Genomic DNA, 25,574 nt, shown 5'->3' on the forward strand with positions numbered 1-25,574 from the left:
TTGTTGTTGACACAGTATCTGTTCCAGAAGTCGGCCAGGCTGTGGTTCGGCCTGCCTTTTTTGTTGCTGATAGCTTTTCCCGTAAAGGTGTCCGCACAGGATCCCGCCGCCCACTGGCAGATGGACGAATCCGGGTGGACCGGCACCAGTGGCGAGGTGATCGACAGCAGCGGAAATGGTAATAACGGCACGGCCCGTACGGCGGGTGGCAGTAACTCCCTGCCTGATACTGAAGACGCCAAGGTTTGCCGTGGGGGGCGCTTCCGGGGGCAGGGTTTCGTCGAGGATGGTGTATACACCGATGCCCAGCACTATGTGGATGTTCCCGATGCCCCGGAGCTTTCACCGCAGCTCGGCGATCGGGATATGACGATCAGTGGCTGGGTGAAGCTGAACTCGACCAGTGGCACTCAGACACTGGTACACAAGGGCGAAGGCGGTGCGTCACAGGAATATAACGTGACCGTGGATAATGGCACATTGCAGTTGACCCTGTGGAATCGATATGGGGGAGGGGAGACCGTTTCGCTTGATAGTGAACCCATGGCGGCCAACCGCTGGTATTTTTTTGAGGCACAGGTACGCCCGATATACTCGGTTTCCGGCAGTGCCCGGGTTGCCCTGAGAGATGCGAATGGCAATCTTCTTGATGAAGAAGACGAAGCCATGTATTACCTGTTCGACGATGACTATCACACTGCCAAGCCGCTCGATGGCCGGTTGGTTCTTGGTGGTGTCCGCTATGGCTCTGGCTCACCGGTTAATTTCCTTGACGGCACACTGGACGAGGTGCGGATTCACGACGACTGGTTGGACGAGGATGAGCTCCGTGACCTGGCCCTTGACACTCGGGACTGCGACAGCCCTGAGCCCCTGATTTGCATGAACGACGAGTTCAGTACTGGCAGCCTGTCCGAAGACTGGGCTACCTCGGTGTCCCGGGGCTCTTTCACGCCCCAGGTCGTCAATGGACGCCTGCGCATGACCCAGAACGTAGGAGATCAGGCGACGGCTGCAAGCTACCAGGGACTGTTCCCTGGTGCAGACAATCTCATTCAGGTTGAGTTTGATTACTACGCCTATGGTGGCTCAGGTGCCGATGGGCTGGCGGTGGTGTTTTCCGATGCTGCTGTCACCCCACAGGCGGGGGGCTATGGTGGTTCCCTCGGCTATGCGCAGGAGCCTGATGGCAGTGGCGGGTTTGCCGGAGGCTGGCTGGGTGTCGGCCTGGATGAGTACGGCAATTTTTCCCACGACAGCGAAGGCCGGGTGGGTGGCAACAATGACCGGACCCAGGACTCGGTTGCCCTGCGTGGCGCCGCGCCGGACTATGCCTACATTGCAGACTCGGGAGAGTTGTCCCCCGGTATTGATTCCAACAATGACAGTAATCCGTACCGCTATCGGATAACGATTGATTCCAGGGGCGGACAGGTACCGGTGATAACCGTCGAGAGGAATGGTCGGGGCACTGGCAACCGGTTCCAGACGGTGGTCCAGGAAACACTCAGCAGCCAGCCCGACATTCCGGAGAATCTCCTGCTGTCGCTGACAGCGTCCACGGGCGGATCAACCAACATCCACGAACTGGACAACCTTCAGATCTGCGCTGAAAAAACGGGTGAGGTGCAGGCGCGTGTGGATCACTTCGAGATTGAGCACAGCGGTACTGCACTGACCTGCCGTCCGGAAGAGATTGTCATCCGTGCCTGTAAGAATGATGACTGCAGTGAGACCTTTCCCGATCCGGTCGAGGTGACCCTGGCACCCTCCGGCTGGTTGGGTGGTGATACGTTCACCATCACGGATGGTGTCGCCACCCGCTCGCTGGCAATTACCACCCCGGGAACGGTGACACTGGGCGTGCCTGAATCGGACCCGGGGACTGTTGCCTTCTCGCAGACCCTGTGTGATGACGGTAGCGGCGTTCTGGCGGCCGACCAATGTGATCTCATCTTCGTCGACTCGGGTTTCGATATATCGATACCCGATCATATTGCCGATACCGAGGTCCCTGCACGTATCGCCGCCGTTCGCAAGGACGACACGTCCGAAAAGTGTGTGCCCGGCTTTGATAACGAAACCAAGCCGGTAGCGCTCTGGTCCACCTATGTGAATCCATCCTCAGGCACCAGGAGCCTGTTTCTCGAGGGCAATCCAATGCCCTCATCGGCGGGAGCGACAACATCGCTGAGTTTTGATGGAGACGGCGTTGCCACCGTCGACATACGCTACCCCGATGTCGGTCGTGTCCGTCTTAACGCCCGGTATGACGGCTCTGGAGAGGACGCCGGTCTGATCATGGTGGGGGATGGGGCGTTTGTGGCCAGACCGGATCATTTTGAGTTGGATATTCCCGGCAATCCAGGAGCGACAGCGGTACAGGATGACAATGTGTTCGTTGCCGCAGGCGAGGAGTTTGAGGTTGGTGTGTCTGCCATCAACGCCAGTGGTAATGTCACGCCGAATTTCGGCCGGGAAACACCCGCTGAATCCGTGTCCGTTGATGCGTCTCTGGTCGCGCCAAGCGGTGGCAGTGCGCCCCCCTTGACCGGAGCGTTTGGCCCGTTCGGGGAAGATTGCAGCGGGGCTTCAGCCCCTGGCGGAACGGCCTGCGGTTGGTTTGAGTGGCCGGAGGTTGGCATCATCCGTATGACGCCGACGCTGTCCAGCGCCAGCTATCTCGGCTCCGACGATGTGACAGGGAACGCCATCAGTCACGTTGGGCGTTTCATTCCGGCCCGGTTCGGTGTAACCGTTGCGGAACATGGGGAAGTTGAATCTTATTGCGCGGTCTCCACGGCCTTTGCCTACACCGGTCAGGCCCTCAGTTGGCGGGCTGGTACGGAGCCACTGCTGATACTGGAAGCGTTGAACGCCAACGGTGGCCTGACGCAGAATTACACGATAGGCAGCTTCCAGCGGCTGTCTATCGGCGGTGTGTCCAGGACTCCCGGTGATACCGACCTGTCGGCAGTGGATGCCCTCGGAGATCTGTTCCCGGTCACTGCCAACCTGGATACGCCAACCCTGCCGGTCGTAGGGCCGGGGCGGCTGGAATACCGATTCTCGTCATCTGATGAGATAACCTATGACAAAACACCACAAACCCGTGTGGCTCCCTTTACGCCTGACTACCGCATCGAGTTGACCCGGCTGGAAGACGCCGACAACGTATCATCGCCCCAGTTGCCCATTGCCATTGAGCCGGATTTCGATTTTGAGATGAGGTACGGCAGGTTGCAGCTGGAAAACGTCTATGGTCCCGAAACGTCAGACCTTGTAATGCCCTTCCGGGTGGACTATTACACCGAAGAGGGCTTTGTGCAGAACACGGCGGACAGTTGCTGGGCGTACAGTACCGACGATGTCGTCCTGGACCAATCCGGATTGAGCGGAGGCAGTACATCGGTAATAGCCGCGTCTGACACCTTAGTGGCGGGAGCTCCGGCAACTGGCAGTGAGATAGTCCTGACGGCCCCTGGCGAAGGGAACCGGGGGGACGTCCGGGTGACCTTTCCCGTGCCGATATGGCTAACCGGGGACTACGATGACGATGGTGTGCTTGAGGATCCCTCCGGTCTAGCCACCTTCGGCGTCTACCGAGGCAGCGACCGTATCATCTACTGGCGCGAAGTCGAGAACTAGACGTCTGGTATGAGGAAGGTGGAAGCGCTCAGTGCTCCTCCACCTCCTCATGATCCATGCCCAATTCGTTGATCTTCCGCGTCAGGGTATTGCGCCCCCAGCCCAGCAGGATGGACGCATCCCGCCGTCGACCGCCGGTCTGCTTCAGGGCGGTCTCGATCATGATCTTCTCGAACTCCGGTACCGCCGTATCCAGGATGCCCTTCTTGCCCCGGCGCAGCTCCTGCTCGGCCCAGTTGCGCAGGCCTTCCTGCCAGGTCTGGCCGGTGGCCGGGGCTTCCGCCTGCTGCATCAGTTCCGGCGGCAGGTCGTCGATATGGACCTCGCGGCCGCTGGCCATCACGGTCAGCCAGCGGCAGGTGTTCTCAAGCTGGCGCACGTTACCCGGCCAGGGCAGGGTGGTGAGGTATTCCTCCGACTCAGGGCGCAATACCTTGGGTTCCACCGCCAGTTCCTTGGCCGCCCGCTTCAGGAAGTGCTGCATCAGGCGGGGAATGTCCTCCCGGCGCTCCGCCAGTTTGGGCAGGTGCACTCGGATGACGTTGAGGCGGTGGAAGAGGTCTTCCCGGAAGTTACCGGCATCCACCAGTTTTTCCAGATCCTGATGCGTTGCGGCGATGATACGCACATCCACCTTGATGGGGGTCGTGCCGCCCACCCGGTAGAACTCGCCATCCGCCAGCACCCGCAGCAGGCGGGTCTGGGTATCTGCCGGCATATCCCCGATCTCATCCAGGAACAGGGTGCCGCCGTTGGCCTGCTCGAATCGACCCTGGCGGGCCGCGCCGGCGCCGGTGAAGGCACCCTTCTCGTGGCCGAAAAGTTCCGATTCAATCAGGTCCTTGGGGATGGCGGCCATGTTCAGGGCAATGAACGGATGGCTGGCCCGGGGGCTGTGGTTGTGCAGGGCCTGGGCCACCAGTTCCTTGCCGGTACCGCTTTCGCCGTTGATCAGTACCGTGATATTGGAGTGGGACAGCCGGCCGATGGCCCGGAAGACCTCCTGCATGGCCGGTGCCTCGCCGATGATCTCGGCGTTGCGGTGGGGTGACTCGGTGCTGGGTTCAGCACTGGCCCGGCGTTCATGGCTGTGGGCCACGGCGCGCTTGACCAGGGCCACGGCGTCGTCCACGTCAAACGGCTTGGGCAGGTATTCGAAGGCGCCGCTCTGGTAACTGGTGACGGCACTCTCCAGGTCGGAATGGGCGGTCATGATGATCACCGGCACATCCGGGTGATCCTCCACCACCCGGGAGAGCAGGGCAATGCCGTCGATACCTGGCATGCGGATGTCGCTGATGATGGCATCCGGCTCCTCGTGTTCCAGGCGCATCATGACATTGTCGCCGTTCTCGAACACCCGGGGCTCCATGCCGGCCTGGGTCAGGGCACGTTCCAGCACCCATCGTATGCTGCGGTCATCATCAATGATCCAGACGTTTGCCGGTTGACTCATCGCGTGGTCTCCTCCAGCGGCAGAAAGATAATAAAGTCGGTCGAGCCCGGCTCGCTCTCACACTCCACCAGGCCGTGGTGCTGTCCGATAATGCTCTGGGTGATGGACAGCCCCAGGCCGGTGCCATTGGCGCGACCGCTGATCATGGGATAGAAGATGTTCTGTAACAGGTCCGGGGGGATACCCGGCCCGTTGTCGATAATATCCACCCGGCACACCAGTCGATGGCGCTTCTGGCCAATGGTGAACTGGCGCAGTACCCGGGTGCGGAAGGTAATGGTGGGAGGCTCGGCGCTACAGGGCCCGTCACGGTACTCAAAGGCGGCCTCCATGGCATTGCGGGCGATGTTCAGAAAGGCCTGGATAAGCTGTTCCTTGTCGCCGGGGAATTCCGGCAGGCTGACATCGTAGTCGCGGCGGAAGTTGAGCCGGCCCCGGCTTTCCGCCTCCAGCAGCGTGCGCACCCGCTCCAGGACCTCGTGGACGTTGGTGGCGGCCAACTTCAGTGCCCGGTTGGGGCCCAACATGCGATCCACCAGGCCGCGAAGCCGGTCCGCCTCGTCAATAATGACCTGGGTGTACTCCTTCTGGCTGTCGTCGGACAGTTCCCGGTCCAGCAGTTGCGCGGCACCCCGGATGCCTCCGAGGGGATTCTTGATCTCGTGGGCCATGCCCCGGACCAGGATGCGGGTAGTCTCCTGCTGGGTCAGCAGGTCCTCTTCCCGGCTGATGCGCAGCAGGCGGTCCCGGGGCTGGATTTCCAGCAGCAGGCGGCTGCCATCTGCGCCAAAGCTGGTCACCGAGTAGTCCACGGTCAACCGGTTGCCGGCGGCCAGCAGGAATTCCGCCTCACGGCGGGTGTAGGTCTGACCGGTTTCCGCAGCGGCCTGGAGGGTATCCAGAGTCTGGTTGGTCTCGAGCAGAAGGCCAGCCAGCCGGACGCGGTGAACCCGGGAGAGGCTGGTCTCCAGCATGCTCTCGGCGGCGGGATTCAGGTAGTCGATTCGCAGGTTCTTGTCCACAACGATCACGGCGGTGGTCAGGCTGTCGAGTATGCTCTTGTATTCCGTAACGGCTGACATGAATCTCCCTCGGTTGATGGCCTGGCTGCTGCAAAAACCGATCCAGAATTGAGATCGCGTCGCGATTTCTTTCGGTGATGCGCCATTTGCGGGCAGCACTGCTGCCAGACTGCTCTCTGTCCGCTGTAGCCTGGTGCGGACGGGAACGGACTGTTGCTATTGGGAATTGGAAACGCCCCCTGTCGGAACAGAGTATGGCTGTTTATTGGTGCGAGCGCACTAAAATGGTGCAGCTTGTGAGGGGCAAGACCGGGGGCTGTGTCAGGCCTGGCTCGCGCGTGGCAGAGCGAGCCAGACGGGTAGGGTCAGAAAGTTACTCAGGAACTCTTCAATTCTGTACGGAGGGGCGATGCACCGTAAAGCTGATCTGGTCGCCAGTGTAGATGCGCTTGCCTTCCTGGTTGATCACGTTGACACCAGCTTTGTGAGTGCCCCGAAAGACGTTGTTGACGGTGACAGAGCCGGAATTGGTCTGCCCCACCGGCTGGCCGTCCAGGGTGATTTCGAACTTGTGCCCCTGACGCAGGCCCGGGTCGCTGGTTACCCGGAACTCAACGTCGCCGCTGCCACTGTGAAATGCCTCGTCATCCGCCGGAGAGGTGAAGCTGACGGACTCGTAGGCATCCTGATCACCGATGCCCTCGTCCTCTTCCTCAAGCTGTTCCTCGACGGTTTTCGGCTTTGGCATGGTGATGGTGGTGGCCGGTTTTACGTTGACGCGCTCGGCGTTGCCGTCCGGCTCGTCGGTAAAGGTCACGTTGCCGTCGGCGTCTACCTGCCGGTAGATCTCGGCCTGGACGGGAAGGGCGATCAATGCCGACGTGGCGGCGGCAATCAGGAACGATGCTTTCATGGGCAGAACCTTGTGATGGACCATAACGGGATTATCGACAGAGCCCAGAGGCAATGCAATGTGCTATACGTCGCCTCGGGTTACGGTGAGGTGAAAGTCACAAAAAAGCCCCGCCGAGGCGGGGCTTTCTCTGACTCAGTCGTTCCGCGGACGCGGATCAGACAGAGTAGTACATCTCGAACTCGACCGGATGGGTGGTCATGTTCAGCTTTTCCACTTCACCGCGCTTCAGGTCAATGTAGCCGGCGATCATGTCTTCGGTGAACACGCCGCCACGGGTCAGGAACTCGTGGTCCGCTTCCAGGCTGTCCAGGGCTTCCTGGAAAGTCTCGGCAACGGTCGGGATGTTCAGGGCTTCTTCCTTCGGCAGATCGTACAGGTCCTTGTCCATGGCATCGCCCGGGTGGATCTTGTTCTGGATGCCGTCGAGGCCAGCCATCATCAGGGCTGCGAAGGCCAGATACGGGTTGGCGGACGGATCCGGGAAGCGTACTTCGATACGACGGCCCTTGGGGCTGCTTACGTACGGAATCCGGATGGAGGCGGAGCGGTTACGGGCAGAGTAGGCCAGCATGACCGGCGCCTCGAAGCCCGGCACCAGACGCTTGTAGCTGTTGGTGGAGCTGTTGGTAAACGCGTTGATGGACTTGGAGTGCTTGATGATGCCGCCAATGTAGTACAGTGCCATTTCGCTCAGGCCTGCGTAGCCGTCACCGGCGAACAGGTTCTTGCCGTCCTTGTTCAGGGACATGTGAACGTGCATGCCAGAACCGTTGTCACCTACCACCGGCTTGGGCATGAAGGTGGCGGTCTTGCCGTAGGCGTGGGCTACGTTGTGTACGCAGTACTTGAGGATCTGAACCTCGTCAGCCTTACGGGTCAGGGTGTTGGCACCAACACCGATCTCGCACTGGCCGGCGGTGCCCACTTCGTGGTGGTGAACCTCGATTTCCAGACCCATGGATTCCATGGCGGCACACATGGCGCCACGCAGATCATGCAGGCTGTCTACCGGGGGAACCGGGAAGTAACCGCCTTTGACGCCAGGACGGTGACCAATGTTGTTGCGCTCGAAGTCTTCACCGGAAACCCAGGCGGCTTCCTCGGAGTACAGCTCGTACATGGCGCCTTGCATGTCCACTTTCCACTTGGCGGAATCGAACACGAAGAACTCGGGCTCAGGACCGAACAGGGCGCCCTCGGCGATGCCGGTGGACTTCAGGTATTCCTCGGCACGCTTGGCCACGGAACGGGGATCGCGCTCATAACCCTGCATGGTGGTCGGTTCCACGATGTCGCAGGTAATGTTGATGGTGGTTTCTTCGGTGAACGGATCCAGTACGGAGGTCTCGTCGTCCGGCATCAGAATCATGTCGGACTCGTTAATGCCCTTCCAGCCGGAAATTGAAGAACCATCGAACATCTTGCCATCGCTGAAGAAATCGTCGTCCACTTCAGTGGCGGGCAGGGTGACGTGCTGCTCTTTACCGCGGCTGTCAGTGAATCGCAGGTCGACCCATTTGACTTCGTGTTCTTTGATCAGATCAATCGTTTTGGACATTGTGCTTACTCCGTAAGTTAACCCGGGTTGCGGGCGATTTCGGTGTTCGTCGTGCCGGATCGTTCAGCGTTGCTGCGGTCCGATCGTTGGTATCAGCAGTGTCAGCGGTTCCATACGGGGCCGCACCGCCCTGATAGTCGGCTGCGTAATTTAAAGCAAACTGCTTGCCAGTTTTTTGTTGGCGCGCCAGAAAAGCGCAACCACGGCCTTTGGGAGGACTCTTTACGCTCTCCGCTGGGGCAAAGTCTGGCCTAAAGGCTTCTGCAGTGCACCTTCTTGGTGCGCCCAAGGGTTGCTGTGGTCATTTATGGTGCATTGGGCGTATGGGGTGCACCGAAACAGAATAGGCGTTTTTCTTCATATTAACGACACCCTGTTTCCTATATACTTCGCGCGCCTGCTAAAGACTCCAAGTGCAGGATACCGGCCTCACTGCCGGTGACAAGTATTCATTTTCCGGATTTGAGACGGTATGTGGGCCGGCCGACAGGTCGGGCGCGCATTGTGGACCCTCTCAGGTCGCCCGACATGCCTCAGGAAACCTGTTGTGATTGATAAGCTAAGAAATGTTGCCATTATTGCCCACGTTGACCATGGGAAGACCACCCTCGTAGACCAGTTATTGCGCCAGTCCGGCACCCTGGACCGCAAGGAACTCGAGAACGAGCGGGTCATGGACTCCAATGACCAGGAAAAGGAACGCGGTATCACCATCCTGGCCAAGAACACGGCCCTGAAGTGGCACGATTACAACATCAACATCGTAGACACCCCGGGTCACGCCGATTTTGGCGGTGAAGTCGAACGGGTCATGAGCATGGTAGACAGTGTGCTGCTGGTGGTGGATTCCATCGACGGCCCCATGCCCCAGACCCGTTTCGTGACCCAGAAGGCTTTCGATGCCGGCCTTCGTCCCATCGTGGTGGTCAACAAGATTGACCGTCCCGGTGCCCGTCCGGACTGGGTGGTGGATCAGGTCTTCGACCTGTTCGACAACCTGGGTGCCACCGAAGATCAGCTCGACTTCCCGGTGGTCTACGCCAGTGCCCTGAACGGCATCGCCGGCATGGAGCACGAAGCCATGGACGACAACATGGATGCCGTATTCCAGGCCATTGTCGATCATGTGCCCGCGCCGGCGGTGGACCCCGAGGGCACCTTCCAGATGCAGATCTCCCAGTTGGACTACAGCAGCTTCCTGGGTGTCATTGGTATCGGTCGTATCACGCGCGGCAAGGTGAAAACCAATACGCCGGTGACCGCGATTGGCGCCGATGGCAATAAGCGCAATGGTCGTATCCTCAAGATCATGGGCCACTCCGGTCTCCAGCGGGTGGAAGTGGACGAGGCGCAGGCTGGCGATATTGTCTGTATCAGTGGCCTGGACCAACTGTTCATCTCCGACACTCTGTGCGATCAGAACGCGGTTGAGGCCCTGCCGGCCCTGACCGTGGATGAGCCCACCGTGTCCATGACCTTCCAGGTCAACGATTCTCCGTTTGCCGGCAAGGAAGGCAAGTACATCACCAGCCGCAACATCAAGGAGCGTCTGGAGAAGGAACTGCTGCACAACGTGGCCCTGCGGGTCGAGGATGGTGAGTCCGCTGACAAGTTCAAGGTTTCAGGTCGTGGTGAGCTGCACCTGTCGGTGCTGATCGAGAACATGCGCCGGGAGAACTTCGAGCTGGCGGTAGGTCGCCCGGAAGTGGTGATTCGTGAAATCGACGGTGTCAAGCAGGAGCCCTACGAAAACGTCATCGTGGACATTGAAGAGCAGCACCAGGGGCCGGTGATGGAGCAGTTGGGTCTGCGCAAAGGCGATATGACCAACATGATCCCGGACGGTAAGGGCCGCATGCGTGTGGAATACGTGATTCCGGCCCGTGGCCTGATCGGCTTCCGTAACACCTTCCTGACCATGACCTCCGGCAGCGGCATCCTGACCTCCACATTCAGTCATTATGGCCCGGTAAAAGAGGGTGCCATGGGCAGTCGTCAGAACGGTGTGCTGATCTCCATGGCCAAGGGTACGGCGATGACCTACTCGCTGGAAACCCTGCAAAGCCGTGGCAAGCTCTTCCTGGCGCCGGGTGACGAGATCTACGAAGGTCAGCTGTGTGGTATTCACAGCCGTGATAACGACATCGTGGTCAACCCCACCAAGGCCAAGAAGCTCGACAACATGCGTGCCTCCGGCAAGGATGAGGTCATCGGCCTGGTGCCGCCGATCAAGCACACGCTGGAGCAGGCCCTGGAGTTCATCGACGACGACGAGCTGGTGGAAGTCACGCCCAAGTCGATCCGGCTGCGCAAGAAGCTGCTGACCGAAAACGACCGCAAGCGGGCCGGTAAGAAGAGCTAAGGCCACTCTGCCAGGCTCCGCCGCGTAGATCCCCTCTCCCTCCAAGGGGGAGGGTTTTTAAACGTGAATCCCCCCATCGATCTCAGCTAGACTCCTTTTATTGCCAAAAGGAGCCCGCAATGCTGACCCTCTACCCGGAAATCGAGCCTTACGCCCGTCACCGCCTGGCGGTGGACCCACCCCACGAGCTGTACCTGGAAGAGTCCGGCAACCCGGACGGCATACCGGTGATTGTGATCCACGGAGGTCCCGGCGGCGGGTGTGAGGACTGGTATCGCCAGTTCTTCGATGCCGAGCGTTTCCGCATTATCCTGCTGGACCAGAGGGGGGCTGGGCGCTCGACACCGCTGGCGGAGCTGGGAGGCAACCACACCCAGGCCCTGGTGGACGACCTGGAGAAGGTGCGGGCATTCCTGGGTGTTGATCGCTGGATGCTTTTTGGCGGCAGTTGGGGGTCGACCCTCAGCCTTGCCTATGCCCAGGAACATCCCGACCGGGTGCTCGGCCTGGTACTGCGGGGCATTTTCCTGTGTCGCCCGGAGGACATTCACTGGTTCTACCAGCACGGGGCAGGGCGGGTGTTTCCCGACTACTGGCAGGACTACCTGGCCACGATCCCGGAACCGGAGCGGGACAATATGGTGGCCGCCTATTACCGGCGACTGACCAGCGACAATGAGCTGGAGCAGATTCAGGCGGCCAAGGCCTGGTCGGTCTGGGAAGGCCGTTGTGCCACGCTCCACCCGAATCCCCGGGTGGTGGAGCATTTCGCCCACCCCCATACCGCCATCGCCCTGGCCCGTATCGAATGCCATTACTTCATGAACAACGCTTTCCTTGAGCCGCGGCAGCTTCTGGACAATGCCCACAGGATGGCGGACATCCCTGGTGTGATCGTTCATGGCCGATACGACATGGTCTGCCCCCTGGATAATGCCTTTGCCCTCAGTGAGGCCTGGCCCCAGGTGGAGTTACGAATCATTCGGGACGCTGGCCACTCCGCCTCTGAGCCTCCCATTATTGATGCCCTGATGCGGGCGGTGGAAACCGTCTCCCGGCAGACGGAGCCCCGTCTGGCATGAGGCTCGGGCCGAGGAGGCTGTCATACAGGCTTTAAAATCATGTATCTAAATGTAACCTGACTTGCGCCCCGGACATTCCGCCGATAGAATTCGCCTCGTTTCCAGATAAATTGTATTTCAGGGACGCTATGAAAGGACTGATCCAGAGGGTCACGGAGGCCAGTGTGTCGGTGGATGATGACACCATCGCCAGTATTGATCGCGGCCTTCTGCTGTTGCTCGGTATAGAGCGCAAGGACACCATCACTGAAGTGGACGCCCTGGTCCACAAGATTTCCCGCTACCGCGTCTTTTCTGATGACCAGGGGCGAATGAACTGCAGTCTTGAGGACTGTGGTGGCGCGCTTCTGATCGTTCCCCAGTTTACCCTCGCCGCTGATACCGGTTCCGGTACCCGTCCCGGATTTTCCGATGCCGCCACCCCGGACGTCGCCAGTAATCTGGTGGACGAATTCGTGCGTCGGGCGGTCGGGATACTTGGTGAGGATCGCGTGGGGAAGGGGCGGTTTGGCGCCGATATGAAGGTATCACTGGTGAATGACGGACCGGTGACATTTTTATTGACGGTTTGAATAAAAGTGTCATAAAAGGCTGATACGGTGCTACCGATCGGCAACAGGAGAGTGCCCGGCAGCGGTGCAGCAACTTGGCCGCGTATTGAATAATGCACTTTTGTGGTGCCATCCGGGTTCGATGAGTAGGGTGGTTCAGGCTTTATGGTTTTACAACTTACTGATTTGTAAGTTTTGTTTTTTACCTGGCCCTGAATTTGTTCCTAGAGGTGAAGCCGCAAGCTATAAGCATTGTGGGCATAGGCAAAAAAAACCTAAGAAAATTCGGGTTAAAAATTTGCAAATCTCTTGTTCTTATATTAAAACAAGGTCTACTTAGATAGAGCTTTAAATAAGCTTTGTAAGTGATTGACTGTGAAGGGCTCCGGCAAGAAGAGGCTCGACGTCATCACCCCGTTGCCACAGCACTTGCTGGCGGGAGCGGGTGTACTGAGACTGACAGGCGGGTCAGGCCCGTCGCTAAAAACCTGAGTTAACTCAAAAGGAAGATGCAAGATGAAAAAGACTCTTATCGCTTCTGCGATCGCCGCTGCTACCTTCTCCGGCTCCGCGCTGGCGCAGGAAAGCAACCTGCCGACCGTTTACGGTAACATCCAGTACGCCGCTGTCTGGGACGACACCAAAGACGGCCCCAACTCCTTCGAGCACCGTGACAACGGTTCCACCCTGGGTATCAAGCACGAGCATGCTCTGGCTCCGGGTATCACCGGTTTCTTCAAGATTGAGCTTGAAGGTATCGGCGCTGACGACAAGGAAGGCAGCGACGGTATCGACTCCCTGGACGAAGCCTACATCGGTGTTAAGGGTGACAGCTTCGGTCAGGTCTGGATCGGTAGTGATGACTCCACCTACGAGCGCTCTGTCGACATTATCGCCCAGTACTACGAAGCCGCTGACCTGAGCCTGGACGCCGGCTACACCACTGGTGAAGGCGACCTGGTCCAGTACATGTCTCCGTCCTTCGGCGGCCTGTCCCTGTGGGGCGCTGTACAGGTCAAGGGTGACGGCGATGCCACCAACCCGTCCGACGACAACGAGTTCCCGTACCAGCTGGCCGCTGTCTACTCTGCCGATATGGTTGAGCTGGCCCTGGCCATGGACTCCAACGACAACGGCGACGGTGACAACGAGAACACCTACGGCCTGCGTGGTACCGCGAACCTGGACGCTCTGTCCCTGACCGCTGAATACCACACTCGTAGCGACAACTACGACAAGTTCGGCCTGATGGGTATCTACACCCTGGGTGCCAACCGCTTCGCTCTGTCCTATGAGCTGCAGGAAGAAGACGGTGGCGATGACCTGAAGCGTGACACCATCACCGTTCAGGCTCTGCACAACCTGTCCGACAACATGTACGTGTATGTTGAAGGCTACCTGGGTGGCGGTGACGACGTATACGACACCCAAGACCCGACCAACCCGCAGTCTGACGAGCGCTCTGTTGCAGCACTCGGTGCGGTTTACTACTTCTGATCAGCTAACCAGCTGATTTAAAGAAGCAGTACAGGAAACCGGCAGCCTTCGGGCTGCCGGTTTTTTCGTTTATGGTATCGGTAGAGACAAACCTGGAGGCCCCATGGCGGAAGAACTGGAAATCAAGCTGAGTCTCACCCCGGGCGCTTTGGCACAGGCCCATGCCTGGCTGTCGACGCAGGCGGGCGTGACGGCGGGGGCGGAGAAGACGTTGGTCAATCGTTACTACGATACCCCGGCCGGTGACCTGAACCGGCAGAAAGTGGCCCTGCGGGTGCGCCAGGCGGGTGATCGGTACATCCAGACCCTGAAAACCCAGGGGGAGTTTGTGGATGGCGCCCATCGCCGGCAGGAATGGGAGTGGCCGCTGCTGGGGGCAGATCTCAACATCGGCCTGATTGACGATACGCCGGTGGGGCAGGGTGTGAATCTGGCCGACCTGGCACCGGTGTTTGAGACCAATTTCCTGCGGCGGATCCTGATGCTGGAGGGGCCCAGGGCGACCATCGAGTGCGCCCTTGATCAGGGCAGCATTATCGCCGGAGGCAGGCGCAGGGATCTGTGCGAACTGGAGCTTGAACTAAAACAGGGCGCCCCGGACACCCTACTGGACTGGTCGCGGGCGTTGGCAGCCCAAGTGCCGGTGTTCCTGAACCTGATCAGCAAGGCAGAGCAGGGGTACGCCCTGGCCGGCCTGCATCGGCCGGTACCGCTGGACGACAGCGAGCCATTGGTCAATCGGATGTTTCATGGCTTGTCCCGTGCCTGGTTGTCCGGCACCGTTGACGTGACGCTGGTTGAGGATCTGGACAGTCTGCGGCAGCAGAACAGTGTGCCGGCAGCACAGGCCAATGAGCTGGCCTGGCTGCGGGAGCGTCTGGACTCGGGTGAAACCATCGCTGAACTGGCGGCCGGTTCGACCAGGCTGGGTCAGCTTCAGTTGTCGCTGCTGGTTTAAAGGCCCAGCACCACCGAGGCAATAGTGAAATAGATCAGCACCCCGCTGACGTCCGCGATGGTAGTGATCAGTGGCATGCTGGCCGTGGCCGGGTCGAACTTCAGCTTGTCCAGCACGAAGGGCAGCAGCATGCCAACAATGCTGCCCATGAGCACCACCACCAGCATGGAGATGGCGACCACGGTCGTGATATCCGGTCCTGCCTTGTATAACCCGACAACGGAGACTGCCGCCGCCATGGTCAGACCCAGCCCCGTGGCCACCAGGATGTCCTTGCCCAGTAGCATGCCCCAGTCCTTTGCGGTGACATCACCTGTGGCAAGGCCCCGCACCATCAGGGTGGCGGACTGCGCGCCGGCGTTACCGCCGCTGGCAATCAGCAACGGCATGAAGAACAGCAGGGCGATGTGGGTGGAGATGGTCTGCTGGAAGTGATCGATACTGGCACCGGTGAAGATGTTGGCAAACACCAGGATTACCAGCCACTGCACCCGCGAGCGATACAGGGAAAACGGTGACGCGGTCTTCAGGCCGGTCTCCAGGCGGCCAACCGTCGCACCCTTGTGCATGTCCTCGGTAGCCTCGGCCTCGGCCACGTCCATGGCGTCGTCGTAGGTGACAATGCCCACCAGGCGGCCGTCGTCATCCACGATGGGCAGGGCCAGCAGGTCATAGCGGGAGATCAGCCGGGCCACCTCTTCCTGCTCGGTCTGGGTGTGGGCGGATACCAGGCCGGTTGCCATCAGGGAGTCCACCATGGCGCCGGGGGCGCTGGTGATCAGGTTACGCAGGGATATGGCCCCCTGCAGCCGGTGATCCCTGTCCACCACATAGGCCTGGTAGATGGTTTCCTTGTCCGGTGCGGTATTACGCAGCAGGGCCAGGGCCGAGGCCACGGTCATACCGGCACTGACCACGGCATAGTCGGAGGTCATCAGGGCACCGGCGGTACCCTCCTCAAAGCTGGCCAGGCGCCGCAGGTCCTCCCGCTCACGGCTGGCCAGGGACTGGAACAGGGCGTGCTGCTGGTTTTCGTCGAGAATGTTGAAAAAGTCGGCCCGTTCGTCCGCCGACATGTCGGTAACGATGCCGGCCAGTTCCCGCTTGGGGATGAGTCGGGCAAACGTGAGCTGGATCTCCGGGCTTATGTAGCCGAAGATCTTGGCCTGCTGCTCCACCGGCAGGCTACGCAGCACGCGCAGGCCGGTGTCGTCGTCCTCACCGGTGGTGTGTTCGATGAATTCCGCGAGGTCAGCGGCATTGAAGGCCGAGACCGCCGCCTGGATCTCGTCCGTCTGGTCGTTTTCCAGGGCTTCGTAGAGCGGTTGGAAGAACTCGGAATCAAGGAATGACACGCTGCAGCCTCGTCGTTAATGCCTATGGGCGCCGTCCGGGATCAGGTCAAGGGCCCGGCCAGATATCTATCGCGCGGGCTCCTCGGGGTGTTCGTGCATTGCCTGCCATTTTTCGAGGAACTGACGGTAGCGCTCCAGGGCTTCCTCTACAACGGATAGGTCGGGCGTTTCGCTGGACTTGACCAGGACAATCAGGCCCCGGCCCTCCACCTCAAGATCCGGCTCCGGGTGGCAGATCACATTGTCGTTGTCGTCGATGTAGGCCAGCGCGGTGCCGATACCATGGCGGATCAGCGCGCTGACTATATCAGACCAGGTCAGGTCGTCCAGTGTCAGGTTATACCTATGTGGATGATCCTGCTCGTAATTGAACATATCCTCCAGCACCTTTTCGGTGCCCGGGGCCACCACCGCCCGTACCATGATCTCCGGATAGGTCCGGACCGGTCGGATCACCGAGCGGATGCCAATGGCGCGAAACCGCTGCCGGTTGGTATCACTGACGCATTCCACGGTGGTGTTGCCGGCCAGGTTCAGTTCGCTGAGCCGGTGGGCGATGTCAAAGGTATAGCTGTCGGAGGAGGGATCGGTCTCATCCAGTGCCAGTAGCAGAATGTGCCTGGCCTGTCCGGCATGGGCTGCCTTGAGATCCTCTTCGCTGGCGCCGGTGCCGTGGTAGTGGACCAGGCCGATGTCCTGCAGTTCCGATGGCAGGCCGGTGGGGTACTTCTGGGTGAGGATCATGATCGGCACGCTCTCGTAGCCGGGAACCGCCCGTAACTGGGTGGCGATCCGCATGAAATACTGTTCGCCGCCACGGCGGGGTGTGTTGATGATCAGTACGTGGTTTTTCATGTCGTATCTCCAGCGGCCGGTCAGGATGCGTTCCCGTCGGTAGAAACGGTACTCGATATAGTCACTGATGATCAGTGTCAGAAGTGTAATGGCGGTGATATACATCAGGACAACGGTGCTGATGCGTCCCACCACGGTTGCCGGGGCCAGGTCGCCATAGCCGACGGTGGCGAGTGTGGTCATGGCCAGCCAGAAGGATTCCGGCAGGCTCAGTGGTTCCGCCGCCCAGAGAATCAGGCTGTGGATCACAATCAGTCCGATCAGGAACAGGAAAAGCCGCTTCAGACGACTACGGATAATGCCCGACATCGGCAGGTGGGTCAGTTGGTGTTCCGGGTTCAGCGGGCGGCGATTGGGCAGCATTCTGGATGGATTCCCGGCAGCTCCTGTGGGATGGACACAAGGACCCTGTTATCGTCCCCGGAACCGGGGGTTGTGCGAGGGCTCCTTCCGTATACAGTAAAGGAGCCCCTGGATAAGCCCTGGCCGGTCATTGGCTGTCAGGGGTTATTCAGGGACTCGTCAGTGAATATAACAGAGATACAGGGGGTTGCGTTATGACAGAGCCGTGGAGCGGTCTGCCGGCGATACTGGCGGACGAGGTGTCCGGCGCCTGGCGGCATGTGTTTCCAGAGGGCGTGCCTGCCTGGGCCGACGAGTCCGTCGGCCTGGGGGAGTCGGACCTGGCCGGGGCCATGGCCCGCAGCCCGTTCCTGAGGGAGACCCTGCAACGCCACGGTGATCTGGTCCGCGAAGCGGTGGAAGCGCACCCCCTGAACCAGCCGACCACGGAGGACAGCCTGCGGCAACGCTGGCAGCAATACCTGGCCGACGTCACCGACGAGCCCTCGTTGCATCGGGCCCTGCGGCGTTTCCGTCGGGAAAGCCAGTTCCGCATGATCTGGCGGGACGCCATGAAGCTGGCGGACTATCACGAAACCGTGGCGGCGGCCAGTGACTTTGCCGATATCGGTATCCAGGCGGCGCTGGACTGGCTGTATCCCCGCGCCTGCGAGGAACTGGGCACCCCCTATGGCGTCGACCCGGTGACCGGCGAGGAAGCGCCGCAGCCCCTGATCGTGCTGGGGATGGGTAAGCTGGGCGGACATGAGCTCAATATCTCCTCGGACATCGACCTGATCTTTGCCTTCCCGGGCAAGGGGGAGACCCGGGGGGGGCGTCGCTCCCTGGACAACCAGCAGTTCTTTATCCGCCTGGGGCAGAAGCTGATCCAGGCCCTGGACCAGATCACCGCCGATGGCTTCGTGTTCCGGGTGGATATGCGCCTGCGCCCCTATGGCCAGAGTGGCGCCCTGGCCCTGAGTTTTGCCGCCCTGGAGACCTACTACCAGGATCAGGGCCGTGAGTGGGAGCGTTATGCCATGGTCAAGGCCCGGGTGGTGGCCGGCGATTCCGACGCGGGCAGGGTGCTGATGGAGAGCCTGCGCCCCTTTGTCTACCGCAAGTACATCGACTTCAGCGCCTTCGAATCGCTGCGCTCCATGAAGGCCATGATCAACCGCGAGGTTCGGCGCCAGGGGCTGGAGAACAACATCAAGCTGGGTGGCGGTGGTATCCGCGAGATCGAGTTCGTGGTGCAGGCGTTCCAGCTCATCCGTGGTGGTCGTGACCGGGAGCTGCAGCAGCGGGAACTGCTGGCCATCCTCCGGGAACTGGAGGCACTGGAACTGCTGCCCTCGCCGGTGGTGGCTGAGCTGCGGGAGGCCTATGTGTTCCTGCGAAACCTGGAGCATGCCCTCCAGGGCATGGAGGACAAGCAGACCCAGCTACTGCCGGACGATGAGCTGGGGCAGGCCCGGGTGGCACTGATCATGGGCTTTACGGACTGGGCATCGTGCCTGGAGGCCCTCGACCAGCACCGGGCCCGGGTCTCCCGCCATTTCGCGGATATCATTGCCCTGGACGAGGACGACGAGGAAGCCTCCGACCTGGACGAGGGCTGGCACGAACTCTGGTTGGCGGAAATGGACGAACAGGCCGCCATTCAGTGGCTCGACAGCCACCAGTTCGAGGACCCTAAGGCCAGTCTCGCCCTGCTGGACGAGCTGCGCGACAGTCGCACCGTCCAGATCATGCAAACCCAGGGGCGGCGGCGCCTCAACCAGTTCATGCCGGTACTGCTGGAGGCCCTTGGCCATGTGGAACAGCCGTCGGAAACCCTGTCCCGGGTGCTGCAACTGGTGGAAGCCATCCTGCGTCGTACCGCCTACATGGTGCTGCTACTGGAAAACCCCGGAGCCCGGGCCCAACTGGTACGCCTGTGCAGCGAAAGCCCCTGGATTGCCCGCCAGCTCGCGGAAACACCGCTGCTGCTGGACGAGCTGCTGAACGCGGAAAGCCTCTACCACCCGCCGGCCAAGGCGGAACTGGAGGATGACCTGCGCCAGCAGATGCTGCGGATTCCCTATGAGGACCTGGAAGAGCAGATGGAATCCCTGCGGCATTTCAAGAAAGCCCATATCCTGCGGGTGGCGGCTTCGGAGCTGCGCGGTACCCTGCCGCTGATGAAAGTGAGTGATTACCTGACGTGGATTGCCGAGGTGGTGCTCGACCATGTGGTGGATGTGGCCTTCGCCAACCTGGTGAGCCGTCACGGTTACCCGTTGCGGTCGGATGGTTCCGCCTGCGACAAGGATTTTGCCATTATTGGCTATGGCAAGCTGGGCGGGCTCGAGCTGGGCTATACCTCGGACCTGGACCTGGTGTTCGTGCACGATGCCGATCCGGAGCTGTCCACCGATGGCGACAAGCCCATCGACAATGCCGTGTTCTACACCCGCCTGGGGCAGCGGATTGTGCATATCCTCAACACCCAGACGCCCTCCGGGCAGCTCTACGAGGTGGACATGCGCCTGCGGCCATCCGGCAACTCGGGCCTGCTGGTGAGTACCCTGCCGGCCTTCGAGAAATACCAGCGCAACGACGCCTGGACCTGGGAGCACCAGGCCCTGGCCCGGGCCCGGGGCGTAGCCGGTTGCCCGCGCACGCTGGAGGCCTTCGAAAGTCTGCGCCACGACATCCTCTGCCAGCACCGTGACCAGGACCGGTTGCGCAACGATGTGGTGGAGATGCGTGAAAAGATGCGGACCAGCCTGGGCACCCCGGAATCGAAACGGAACGACGTTTTTCACATCAAGCACGACACCGGTGGCCTGGTGGATATAGAGTTTCTGGTGCAGTACCTGATGCTGGCCTGCAGCGAGGCCCATCCGGAACTGACCCAGTGGTCCGATAATATCCGCCAGCTTGAAGAGCTGGGCCGTGCCGGCGTCCTGCCAGGGGAAGATACCGAAAAATTGCGGGAAACCTTCATTACCCTGCGTTCCACCATCCACCGGCGGGCCCTGCAGAATCTCAACAGTCAGGTGGCGGGGGATGCGTTCCCGCAGGAGCGGGACTATGTGCGGCACATGTGGCAGCAGGTGATGCTGGATGGCTGTTATGGTTAGCATCCTACACTTCTGTTCGGGGATTTTTCCTGATAAACTGCCGTTTTTCCGAAAAACCTTTTCCAGGAGCAGCAACAATGTCGATGGCAGATCGTGATGGCCTGATCTGGCTGGATGGAGAGATGGTTCCCTGGCGCGATGCCAAGACCCATGTCCTCACCCATACCCTCCACTATGGTCTGGGCTGTTTCGAGGGCGTGCGCGCCTACAGCACTGACCGGGGGCCCGCCATTTTCCGGCTGGAGGAGCACACCGATCGCCTGTTCCGCTCCGCCCATATCCTGAACATGAAGATGCCCTTCACCAAGGCGCAGCTCAACGAAGCCCAGCGCCGCGCAGTGCGGGAAAACAACCTGGACGAGGCCTATATCCGTCCGATGGTGTTCCTGGGTTCCGAAGGCATGGGTCTGCGTGCCGACAATCTGCAGGTGCACGTGATGGTGGCCGCCTGGAGCTGGCCCTCCTACATGTCGCCGGAGGCCAAGGAACTGGGTATCAAGGTACGCACGTCGTCCTACACCCGGCACCACGTCAACATCACCATGTGCAAGGCGAAGGCCAACGGCAACTACATCAATTCCATGCTGGCCCTGAACGAAGCCATTTCCGGCGGCGCGGAAGAAGCCCTGCTACTGGATAACGAAGGCTACGTGGCGGAAGGCTCCGGCGAGAACATCTTCATCTACCGTGATGGTGTGCTGCACACTCCGGAACTGACGTCATGCCTGGAAGGCATCACCCGGCAGACCATCCTCGACTTCTGCAAGGATGAGGGCATTCCGGTGAAGGAGCGTCGCATCACCCGGGATGAAGTCTACATCGCCGAGGAAGCCTTCTTCACCGGCACCGCGGCGGAAGTATTGCCTATCCGCGAACTGGACGGCCGGGTCATCGGCGAAGGCAAGCGCGGTCCGCTGACCGAGAAGCTGCAGAGCCGGTACTTCGATGCCGTCAAGGGCAAGCTGCCAGAGCACAGTGACTGGCTGACACCCGTCGAAGGCTGATCGCGCCAGCGTGACACACAAGCCGCCGTCTGCTGGTCAACAGCGCGGCGGCTTTATGGTTTCCAACCTGATTCGACAGGAAAATCATCATGGCAGACGTTATCAAGGTTCCCGTGTCCTTCGGGGAAGTGCTGGACAAGATCACCATCCTGGAAATCAAATCCGAACGTATCCAGGATGAGGCCAAGGTCAGGAACGTGCGGCTGGAACTGGACGAGCTGGCCGCCACCTGGAATGAAGCGGTGCCGGACCAGTCCGCCATTGCTGATCTGCGCGCCCAGCTCAAGTCGGTGAATGAGCAGCTCTGGGAGATCGAGGATGATATCCGCGACCAGGAGGCGGCGCAGGACTTCGGTGACCGTTTTATTGAACTGGCCCGTGCGGTCTATGTGACCAACGACAAACGCGCCGCTATCAAAAAGGACGTCAACCTGGCCCTGGGTTCCCGTTTCGTGGAAGAGAAGTCCTACCAGGACTACACCGCCAGGAAGTAATGCACCTTTTGCCCCTTGCCCATGTCCCGTCGCCGGCAAGGGGCCTTCGCCCTGTCCATGGGCGGACCTGATCCCCGTCAATTTCCCTTCCTGTACCGCCTTGTAATTTCTCCGTTTGCGTCAAATATAGAACTGTGGAAACCGTATCTGACCACAAGCGAGGGGTTACATGGACTTCAAGGACTACTATGCCGTACTCGGGGTAAGTGAGTCTGCCACCCCGGAGGACATCAAGAAGGCCTACCGTAAGCTGGCCCGGAAGTATCACCCGGATGTCAGCAAGGAATCGGATGCGGACGCCAGGTTCAAGGACGTGGGCGAAGCCTACGAAGTGCTCAAGGATCCGGAAAAACGGGCCGAATACGACGAGCTGCGCAAGGTCGGCGCCCGGGGCGACGGGTCCTTTGAGCCACCGCCCGGCTGGCAGAGTGCATCCGGCTTCGGTGGGGGTGGTTACACCGACGCCGATGCCCGACAGTTCAGTGACTTCTTCGAGGAAATCTTCGGAGGTAATCGTGGCTTCGGCGGTGGCTTCCAACAGACCATGCGCAGCCGGGGGGAAGATGTCCATGCCCGGATGGCACTGTTTCTGGAGGAAGCCTTCCATGGCTGTGAAAAGCAGCTGCGATATACTGTCCATGAACTGGATGATCACGGTCGGGTGGTGGCCCGCCCGAAAAACCTGAAGGTGAAGATCCCGGCGGGGGTGAAGGATGGCCAGCATATCCGGCTCAAGGGGCAGGGCTCGCCCGGCATCGGTGGTGGTCCGGATGGCGACCTGTTTATTGAGGTGGAACTGGCACCTCACCCGCACTTTACCGTGGAGGGTCGGGACCTGGTCATCACCGTGCCGGTGGCACCATGGGAAGCCGCACTTGGTGCCACGGTGACCGTGCCTACGGTTGGTGGCAAGGTAAGTCTCAAGGTTCCACAGGGCTCAAACAGCGGGCGTAAGCTGCGGCTCAAGGGCAAGGGCCTGCCCGGCAAGCATCCGGGGGACCAGATTGTGGTGCTGCAGGTGGTCATGCCAGAGCAACACAGTGCTGAAGCGCGGTCACTGTATGAGCAGTTGGCCGAAGTGGAGAGCCACTTCAATCCACGCCAGAAACTGCACGTGTGACAGGGGGGCAGGATGAACACCACGGAAACGATTGTGAGCGTTGAGCTTGAAGATGCGGAAGGCACCTTCACCCTGCGGGAATTCTGCGAGCGTGGCGAATGCCATGCCGAGTTCGTGATCAAGCTGGTGAGTTACGGCATCATCGCGCCGGTGGAGGAAAGTCGCGATGCCCGTGACTGGGCCTTTGATCTGCAGGCTTTGGCCCGTCTGCGCAAGGCCCAGCGGCTGCAGCGGGACCTGAAGATCAACCTGCCCGGGCTTGCCATGTCACTGGATCTGCTGGACGAACTCCAGGACATGCGCCGGGAAGTGGACCGTCTGAATCGCCTGTTGCACGGCTTTGTGTCGCACTGACCGATGCCCCGGGGCCCGGTGTGGGCCCCGTCAGTTGTTCTCCAGTACCTGTATCTGTCTATAGCATTCTCCTCTTTCTTCCGTGGCATCGAGTGCCCCGTCAATTCCTCTCCTCTGGGTCTCCGGGCCCTGGTGAGTGCTCTCGCCTTTCTCTGTTTTTCTCGACCGGCTTTCAGCAGTCCCAGCGTCGTTCTGTCCGATGGTTTGTGTGTTCAGTACGTTACAGCGCCGGGAATACCAGATTCACAAAAGGTTCATGTTCATGGCTGGACATCTTGGTTTTTGGGAATAAAATCCCAATAAAGTCTGGGAAAATAATCCCAACATGTGAGGCGGGTTCGGCGGTACTGCCTGGTAGGCAAAAAAACCTTGAGACCGGTGGAGAGAGTCATGGAACGCAACAAGCTGACAATGGCAGTAAAGGCCCTGATGATCGGAGCGCTCGCGGGCTCTCTGGCCGCCTGCGGCGGAGGGGGTGGATCCGGTTCGGGCAGTGGCTCCGGTGATGACAGCGCTTCGGCCAGTGGCACCAGCGTAGGGCCGGTATCCGGTTTTGGCAGCGTTTACGTCAACGGTACCTATTTCAATACCGACGACCTCGGCGGCAGCATTACCAGCGATGACGGCCTCACCCTGGAAAACGAACTGGAAAAAGGCATGATCCTTCTGGTGAAGGCTGACTGGGACGATGACCGGAATGAAGGTCGGGCCCGCAGTGTGGAGTACGACGACACCCTTCGCGGTGCCCTGACGACGTTTAGCTGGGACGATGTCGAGAATACCGGGTCGTTGACCGTGGCTGGCCAGACCGTGGTTCTGGATGGGCGTACCGTGATCAGGAGTGGCGCTGATCTCGCCACCGTGTCCGGGGCACCGGGGAACTACCGCGTCCGTGTCAGCGCCTGGCGTCAGGGGGACGGCAGTTTCCGGGCAAGCTTCGTGGGTATCCGCCCGATCGGCGACCGTTTCACCGACGATGATGAGCTCGAGACAGAGGTCGAGGGTGTCATCGCTGATCTGGACCGTGATACCCGCACCTTCACCATCAATGGTTTACAGGTGGACTATGGGTTGGCTGAATTTGATGACGACCTGGACGGGGCTGACGATCTTCGCAACGGCCTGATCGTGGAAGTCGAGGGCTACCTTAGTGAAGGCGTGTTGATGGCCCGGGAGATCGAAGGGGACGACGACGGGTTCGAAGACGATGATGATGTGGAAGTGTCCGGCGCGATTGCGGGTGATTACGATGCGAGCGCCCGTCGGTTTACGCTCAATGGTGTGACCGTTCAGGTTACTGGCGATACCGAGTTTGACGATGGTCTCCGCGAGAGCCAACTGGCCGATGGCCTGTTTGTGAAGGTGGAGGGCAAGTATCGCGGTGGCCTGCTTGAGGCCGAAGAAATTGAGCCCCGGGACGGCGATGCGGAACTGGAGGGTGTGATTGATTCCGTCAATCTCGCGGAGGACAGGATGCAGGTGTCCGGTGTGACCGTGGCCATCACCGCCAATTCCCTGATTAAAGACGATGATGACGATGATGCCCGCAGACGCACCCAGGACCTTGAGTCCCTGGTGCAGGGACAGTATGTGGAAATCGAAGGGCGCCAGCAGTCTGACGGCTCCGGTAGTTTCCTGGAAGCCTTCAAGATCGAGCGTGATGATGACGACGACAGCGACTTCGAAGTGAAAGGCCGGGTGGACGGGATTTCCAGCGACACCCTCAGCATCATGGGCCTAACCCTGAACCGGGGGAATGCCAGCTTTAGTGGGATCTCCGTGGGTACCCTGGTCGAGATCGACTTCGAGGGATCCGTCGACAGCTACGTCATCACTGAGATCGACATCGAAGATGACGATGACGACTGAGGT

At 60.2% G+C, this 25,574-nt stretch carries 18 protein-coding genes; 12 read left to right on the forward strand and 6 right to left on the reverse strand.

Annotated elements, in window-relative coordinates:
• Nucleotides 1-3: 3 nt before the first annotated feature.
• Nucleotides 4-3,648 carry a DUF6701 domain-containing protein gene (locus tag ACJO2E_RS10660; protein WP_406963851.1) on the forward strand — a complete coding sequence of 1,215 codons (3,645 nt, stop codon included), beginning with the start codon at nucleotides 4-6 and terminating at the stop codon, nucleotides 3,646-3,648.
• A gap of 28 nt (nucleotides 3,649-3,676) precedes the next feature.
• Here ACJO2E_RS10660 and ntrC read toward each other — a convergent pair whose 3' ends face one another.
• The 4 genes from ntrC to glnA form a co-directional block, all read right to left on the reverse strand.
• Nucleotides 3,677-5,104, reverse strand: a complete 1,428-nt coding sequence (gene ntrC, locus ACJO2E_RS10665; RefSeq protein WP_406963852.1) for a nitrogen regulation protein NR(I) — start codon at nucleotides 5,102-5,104, stop codon at nucleotides 3,677-3,679.
• Nucleotides 5,101-6,186, reverse strand: a complete 1,086-nt coding sequence (glnL, locus tag ACJO2E_RS10670; RefSeq protein ID WP_406963853.1) for a nitrogen regulation protein NR(II) — start codon at nucleotides 6,184-6,186, stop codon at nucleotides 5,101-5,103. Before glnL ends, ntrC begins: the two co-directional genes overlap by 4 nt.
• Before the next feature lie 328 nt (nucleotides 6,187-6,514).
• Nucleotides 6,515-7,039 (reverse strand): DUF4124 domain-containing protein, encoded by a 525-nt coding sequence (locus ACJO2E_RS10675; protein WP_406963854.1) that lies wholly within the window; start codon nucleotides 7,037-7,039, stop codon nucleotides 6,515-6,517.
• 157 nt (nucleotides 7,040-7,196) lie between these two features.
• Entirely contained in the window at nucleotides 7,197-8,600 is a 1,404-nt protein-coding gene (gene glnA, locus ACJO2E_RS10680; protein ID WP_406963855.1) for a glutamate--ammonia ligase, read from the reverse strand.
• 547 nt (nucleotides 8,601-9,147) lie between these two features.
• Between glnA and typA the strand changes: the two genes are divergently transcribed.
• The 5 genes from typA to ACJO2E_RS10705 all read left to right on the forward strand — a co-directional run bounded on the left by typA (nucleotide 9,148) and on the right by ACJO2E_RS10705 (nucleotide 15,050).
• Nucleotides 9,148-10,962 carry a translational GTPase TypA gene (gene typA / locus ACJO2E_RS10685; protein ID WP_406963856.1) on the forward strand — a complete coding sequence of 605 codons (1,815 nt, stop codon included), beginning with the start codon at nucleotides 9,148-9,150 and terminating at the stop codon, nucleotides 10,960-10,962.
• Between the two features lie 119 nt (nucleotides 10,963-11,081).
• The gene (gene pip, locus ACJO2E_RS10690; RefSeq protein WP_406963857.1) at nucleotides 11,082-12,044 is read left to right on the forward strand and encodes a prolyl aminopeptidase; all 963 of its coding nucleotides are present in this window, start codon (nucleotides 11,082-11,084) and stop codon (nucleotides 12,042-12,044) included.
• A 128-nt stretch (nucleotides 12,045-12,172) separates the two neighbouring features.
• A complete protein-coding gene (gene dtd / locus ACJO2E_RS10695; protein ID WP_406963858.1) occupies nucleotides 12,173-12,616 on the forward strand; it encodes a D-aminoacyl-tRNA deacylase in 444 nt (147 codons plus the stop codon).
• Between the two features lie 495 nt (nucleotides 12,617-13,111).
• Nucleotides 13,112-14,092: a porin gene (locus tag ACJO2E_RS10700; RefSeq protein ID WP_406963859.1), complete on the forward strand. Its 981-nt coding sequence runs from the start codon at nucleotides 13,112-13,114 to the stop codon at nucleotides 14,090-14,092.
• 103 nt (nucleotides 14,093-14,195) lie between these two features.
• Nucleotides 14,196-15,050: a CYTH domain-containing protein gene (locus tag ACJO2E_RS10705; RefSeq protein WP_406963860.1), complete on the forward strand. Its 855-nt coding sequence runs from the start codon at nucleotides 14,196-14,198 to the stop codon at nucleotides 15,048-15,050.
• Here the strand turns inward: ACJO2E_RS10705 and mgtE are convergent.
• Together mgtE and ACJO2E_RS10715 are read right to left on the reverse strand one after the other, a co-directional pair.
• Nucleotides 15,047-16,405, reverse strand: coding sequence for a magnesium transporter (gene mgtE / locus ACJO2E_RS10710; RefSeq protein ID WP_406963861.1), 1,359 nt, complete (start codon nucleotides 16,403-16,405; stop codon nucleotides 15,047-15,049). The genes ACJO2E_RS10705 and mgtE overlap by 4 nt on opposite strands.
• Nucleotides 16,406-16,471: 66 nt before the next feature.
• The gene (locus tag ACJO2E_RS10715) at nucleotides 16,472-17,623 is read right to left on the reverse strand and encodes an ion channel (protein ID WP_406963862.1); all 1,152 of its coding nucleotides are present in this window, start codon (nucleotides 17,621-17,623) and stop codon (nucleotides 16,472-16,474) included.
• Between the two features lie 194 nt (nucleotides 17,624-17,817).
• Between ACJO2E_RS10715 and glnE the strand changes: the two genes are divergently transcribed.
• The 6 genes from glnE (at nucleotide 17,818) to ACJO2E_RS10745 (ending at nucleotide 25,571) form a co-directional block, all read left to right on the forward strand.
• Nucleotides 17,818-20,730 carry a bifunctional [glutamate--ammonia ligase]-adenylyl-L-tyrosine phosphorylase/[glutamate--ammonia-ligase] adenylyltransferase gene (glnE, locus tag ACJO2E_RS10720; protein WP_406963863.1) on the forward strand — a complete coding sequence of 971 codons (2,913 nt, stop codon included), beginning with the start codon at nucleotides 17,818-17,820 and terminating at the stop codon, nucleotides 20,728-20,730.
• Between the two features lie 77 nt (nucleotides 20,731-20,807).
• Nucleotides 20,808-21,734 carry a branched-chain amino acid transaminase gene (locus tag ACJO2E_RS10725; RefSeq protein ID WP_406963864.1) on the forward strand — a complete coding sequence of 309 codons (927 nt, stop codon included), beginning with the start codon at nucleotides 20,808-20,810 and terminating at the stop codon, nucleotides 21,732-21,734.
• A gap of 89 nt (nucleotides 21,735-21,823) precedes the next feature.
• Nucleotides 21,824-22,228, forward strand: coding sequence for a DUF6165 family protein (locus ACJO2E_RS10730; RefSeq protein ID WP_406963865.1), 405 nt, complete (start codon nucleotides 21,824-21,826; stop codon nucleotides 22,226-22,228).
• 169 nt (nucleotides 22,229-22,397) lie between these two features.
• Nucleotides 22,398-23,348, forward strand: a complete 951-nt coding sequence (locus ACJO2E_RS10735; protein ID WP_406963866.1) for a DnaJ C-terminal domain-containing protein — start codon at nucleotides 22,398-22,400, stop codon at nucleotides 23,346-23,348.
• A gap of 12 nt (nucleotides 23,349-23,360) precedes the next feature.
• Entirely contained in the window at nucleotides 23,361-23,702 is a 342-nt protein-coding gene (locus tag ACJO2E_RS10740) for a chaperone modulator CbpM (protein WP_406963867.1), read from the forward strand.
• Nucleotides 23,703-24,092: 390 nt separating this feature from the next.
• Nucleotides 24,093-25,571 carry a DUF5666 domain-containing protein gene (locus tag ACJO2E_RS10745; protein ID WP_406963868.1) on the forward strand — a complete coding sequence of 493 codons (1,479 nt, stop codon included), beginning with the start codon at nucleotides 24,093-24,095 and terminating at the stop codon, nucleotides 25,569-25,571.
• Nucleotides 25,572-25,574 lie beyond the last annotated feature (3 nt).

Source organism: Marinobacter shunpengi (assembly GCF_045449695.1).
Taxonomy (GTDB): domain Bacteria; phylum Pseudomonadota; class Gammaproteobacteria; order Pseudomonadales; family Oleiphilaceae; genus Marinobacter.

Bases quoted from the DNA above. Each gene is read 5' to 3' on its own strand.
- glnA (WP_406963855.1), bottom strand. From the start codon at position 8,600: ATGTCCAAAACGATTGATCTGATCAAAGAACACGAAGTCAAATGGGTC.
- ACJO2E_RS10715 (WP_406963862.1), bottom strand. From the start codon at position 17,623: ATGCTGCCCAATCGCCGCCCGCTGAACCCGGAACACCAACTGACCCAC.
- glnL (WP_406963853.1), bottom strand. From the start codon at position 6,186: ATGTCAGCCGTTACGGAATACAAGAGCATACTCGACAGCCTGACCACC.
- ACJO2E_RS10725 (WP_406963864.1), top strand. From the start codon at position 20,808: ATGTCGATGGCAGATCGTGATGGCCTGATCTGGCTGGATGGAGAGATG.
- pip (WP_406963857.1), top strand. From the start codon at position 11,082: ATGCTGACCCTCTACCCGGAAATCGAGCCTTACGCCCGTCACCGCCTG.
- ACJO2E_RS10730 (WP_406963865.1), top strand. From the start codon at position 21,824: ATGGCAGACGTTATCAAGGTTCCCGTGTCCTTCGGGGAAGTGCTGGAC.
- dtd (WP_406963858.1), top strand. From the start codon at position 12,173: ATGAAAGGACTGATCCAGAGGGTCACGGAGGCCAGTGTGTCGGTGGAT.
- ACJO2E_RS10675 (WP_406963854.1), bottom strand. From the start codon at position 7,039: ATGAAAGCATCGTTCCTGATTGCCGCCGCCACGTCGGCATTGATCGCC.
- ACJO2E_RS10745 (WP_406963868.1), top strand. From the start codon at position 24,093: ATGGAACGCAACAAGCTGACAATGGCAGTAAAGGCCCTGATGATCGGA.
- ACJO2E_RS10735 (WP_406963866.1), top strand. From the start codon at position 22,398: ATGGACTTCAAGGACTACTATGCCGTACTCGGGGTAAGTGAGTCTGCC.
- ACJO2E_RS10740 (WP_406963867.1), top strand. From the start codon at position 23,361: ATGAACACCACGGAAACGATTGTGAGCGTTGAGCTTGAAGATGCGGAA.
- ACJO2E_RS10705 (WP_406963860.1), top strand. From the start codon at position 14,196: ATGGCGGAAGAACTGGAAATCAAGCTGAGTCTCACCCCGGGCGCTTTG.
- glnE (WP_406963863.1), top strand. From the start codon at position 17,818: ATGACAGAGCCGTGGAGCGGTCTGCCGGCGATACTGGCGGACGAGGTG.
- ntrC (WP_406963852.1), bottom strand. From the start codon at position 5,104: ATGAGTCAACCGGCAAACGTCTGGATCATTGATGATGACCGCAGCATA.
- ACJO2E_RS10700 (WP_406963859.1), top strand. From the start codon at position 13,112: ATGAAAAAGACTCTTATCGCTTCTGCGATCGCCGCTGCTACCTTCTCC.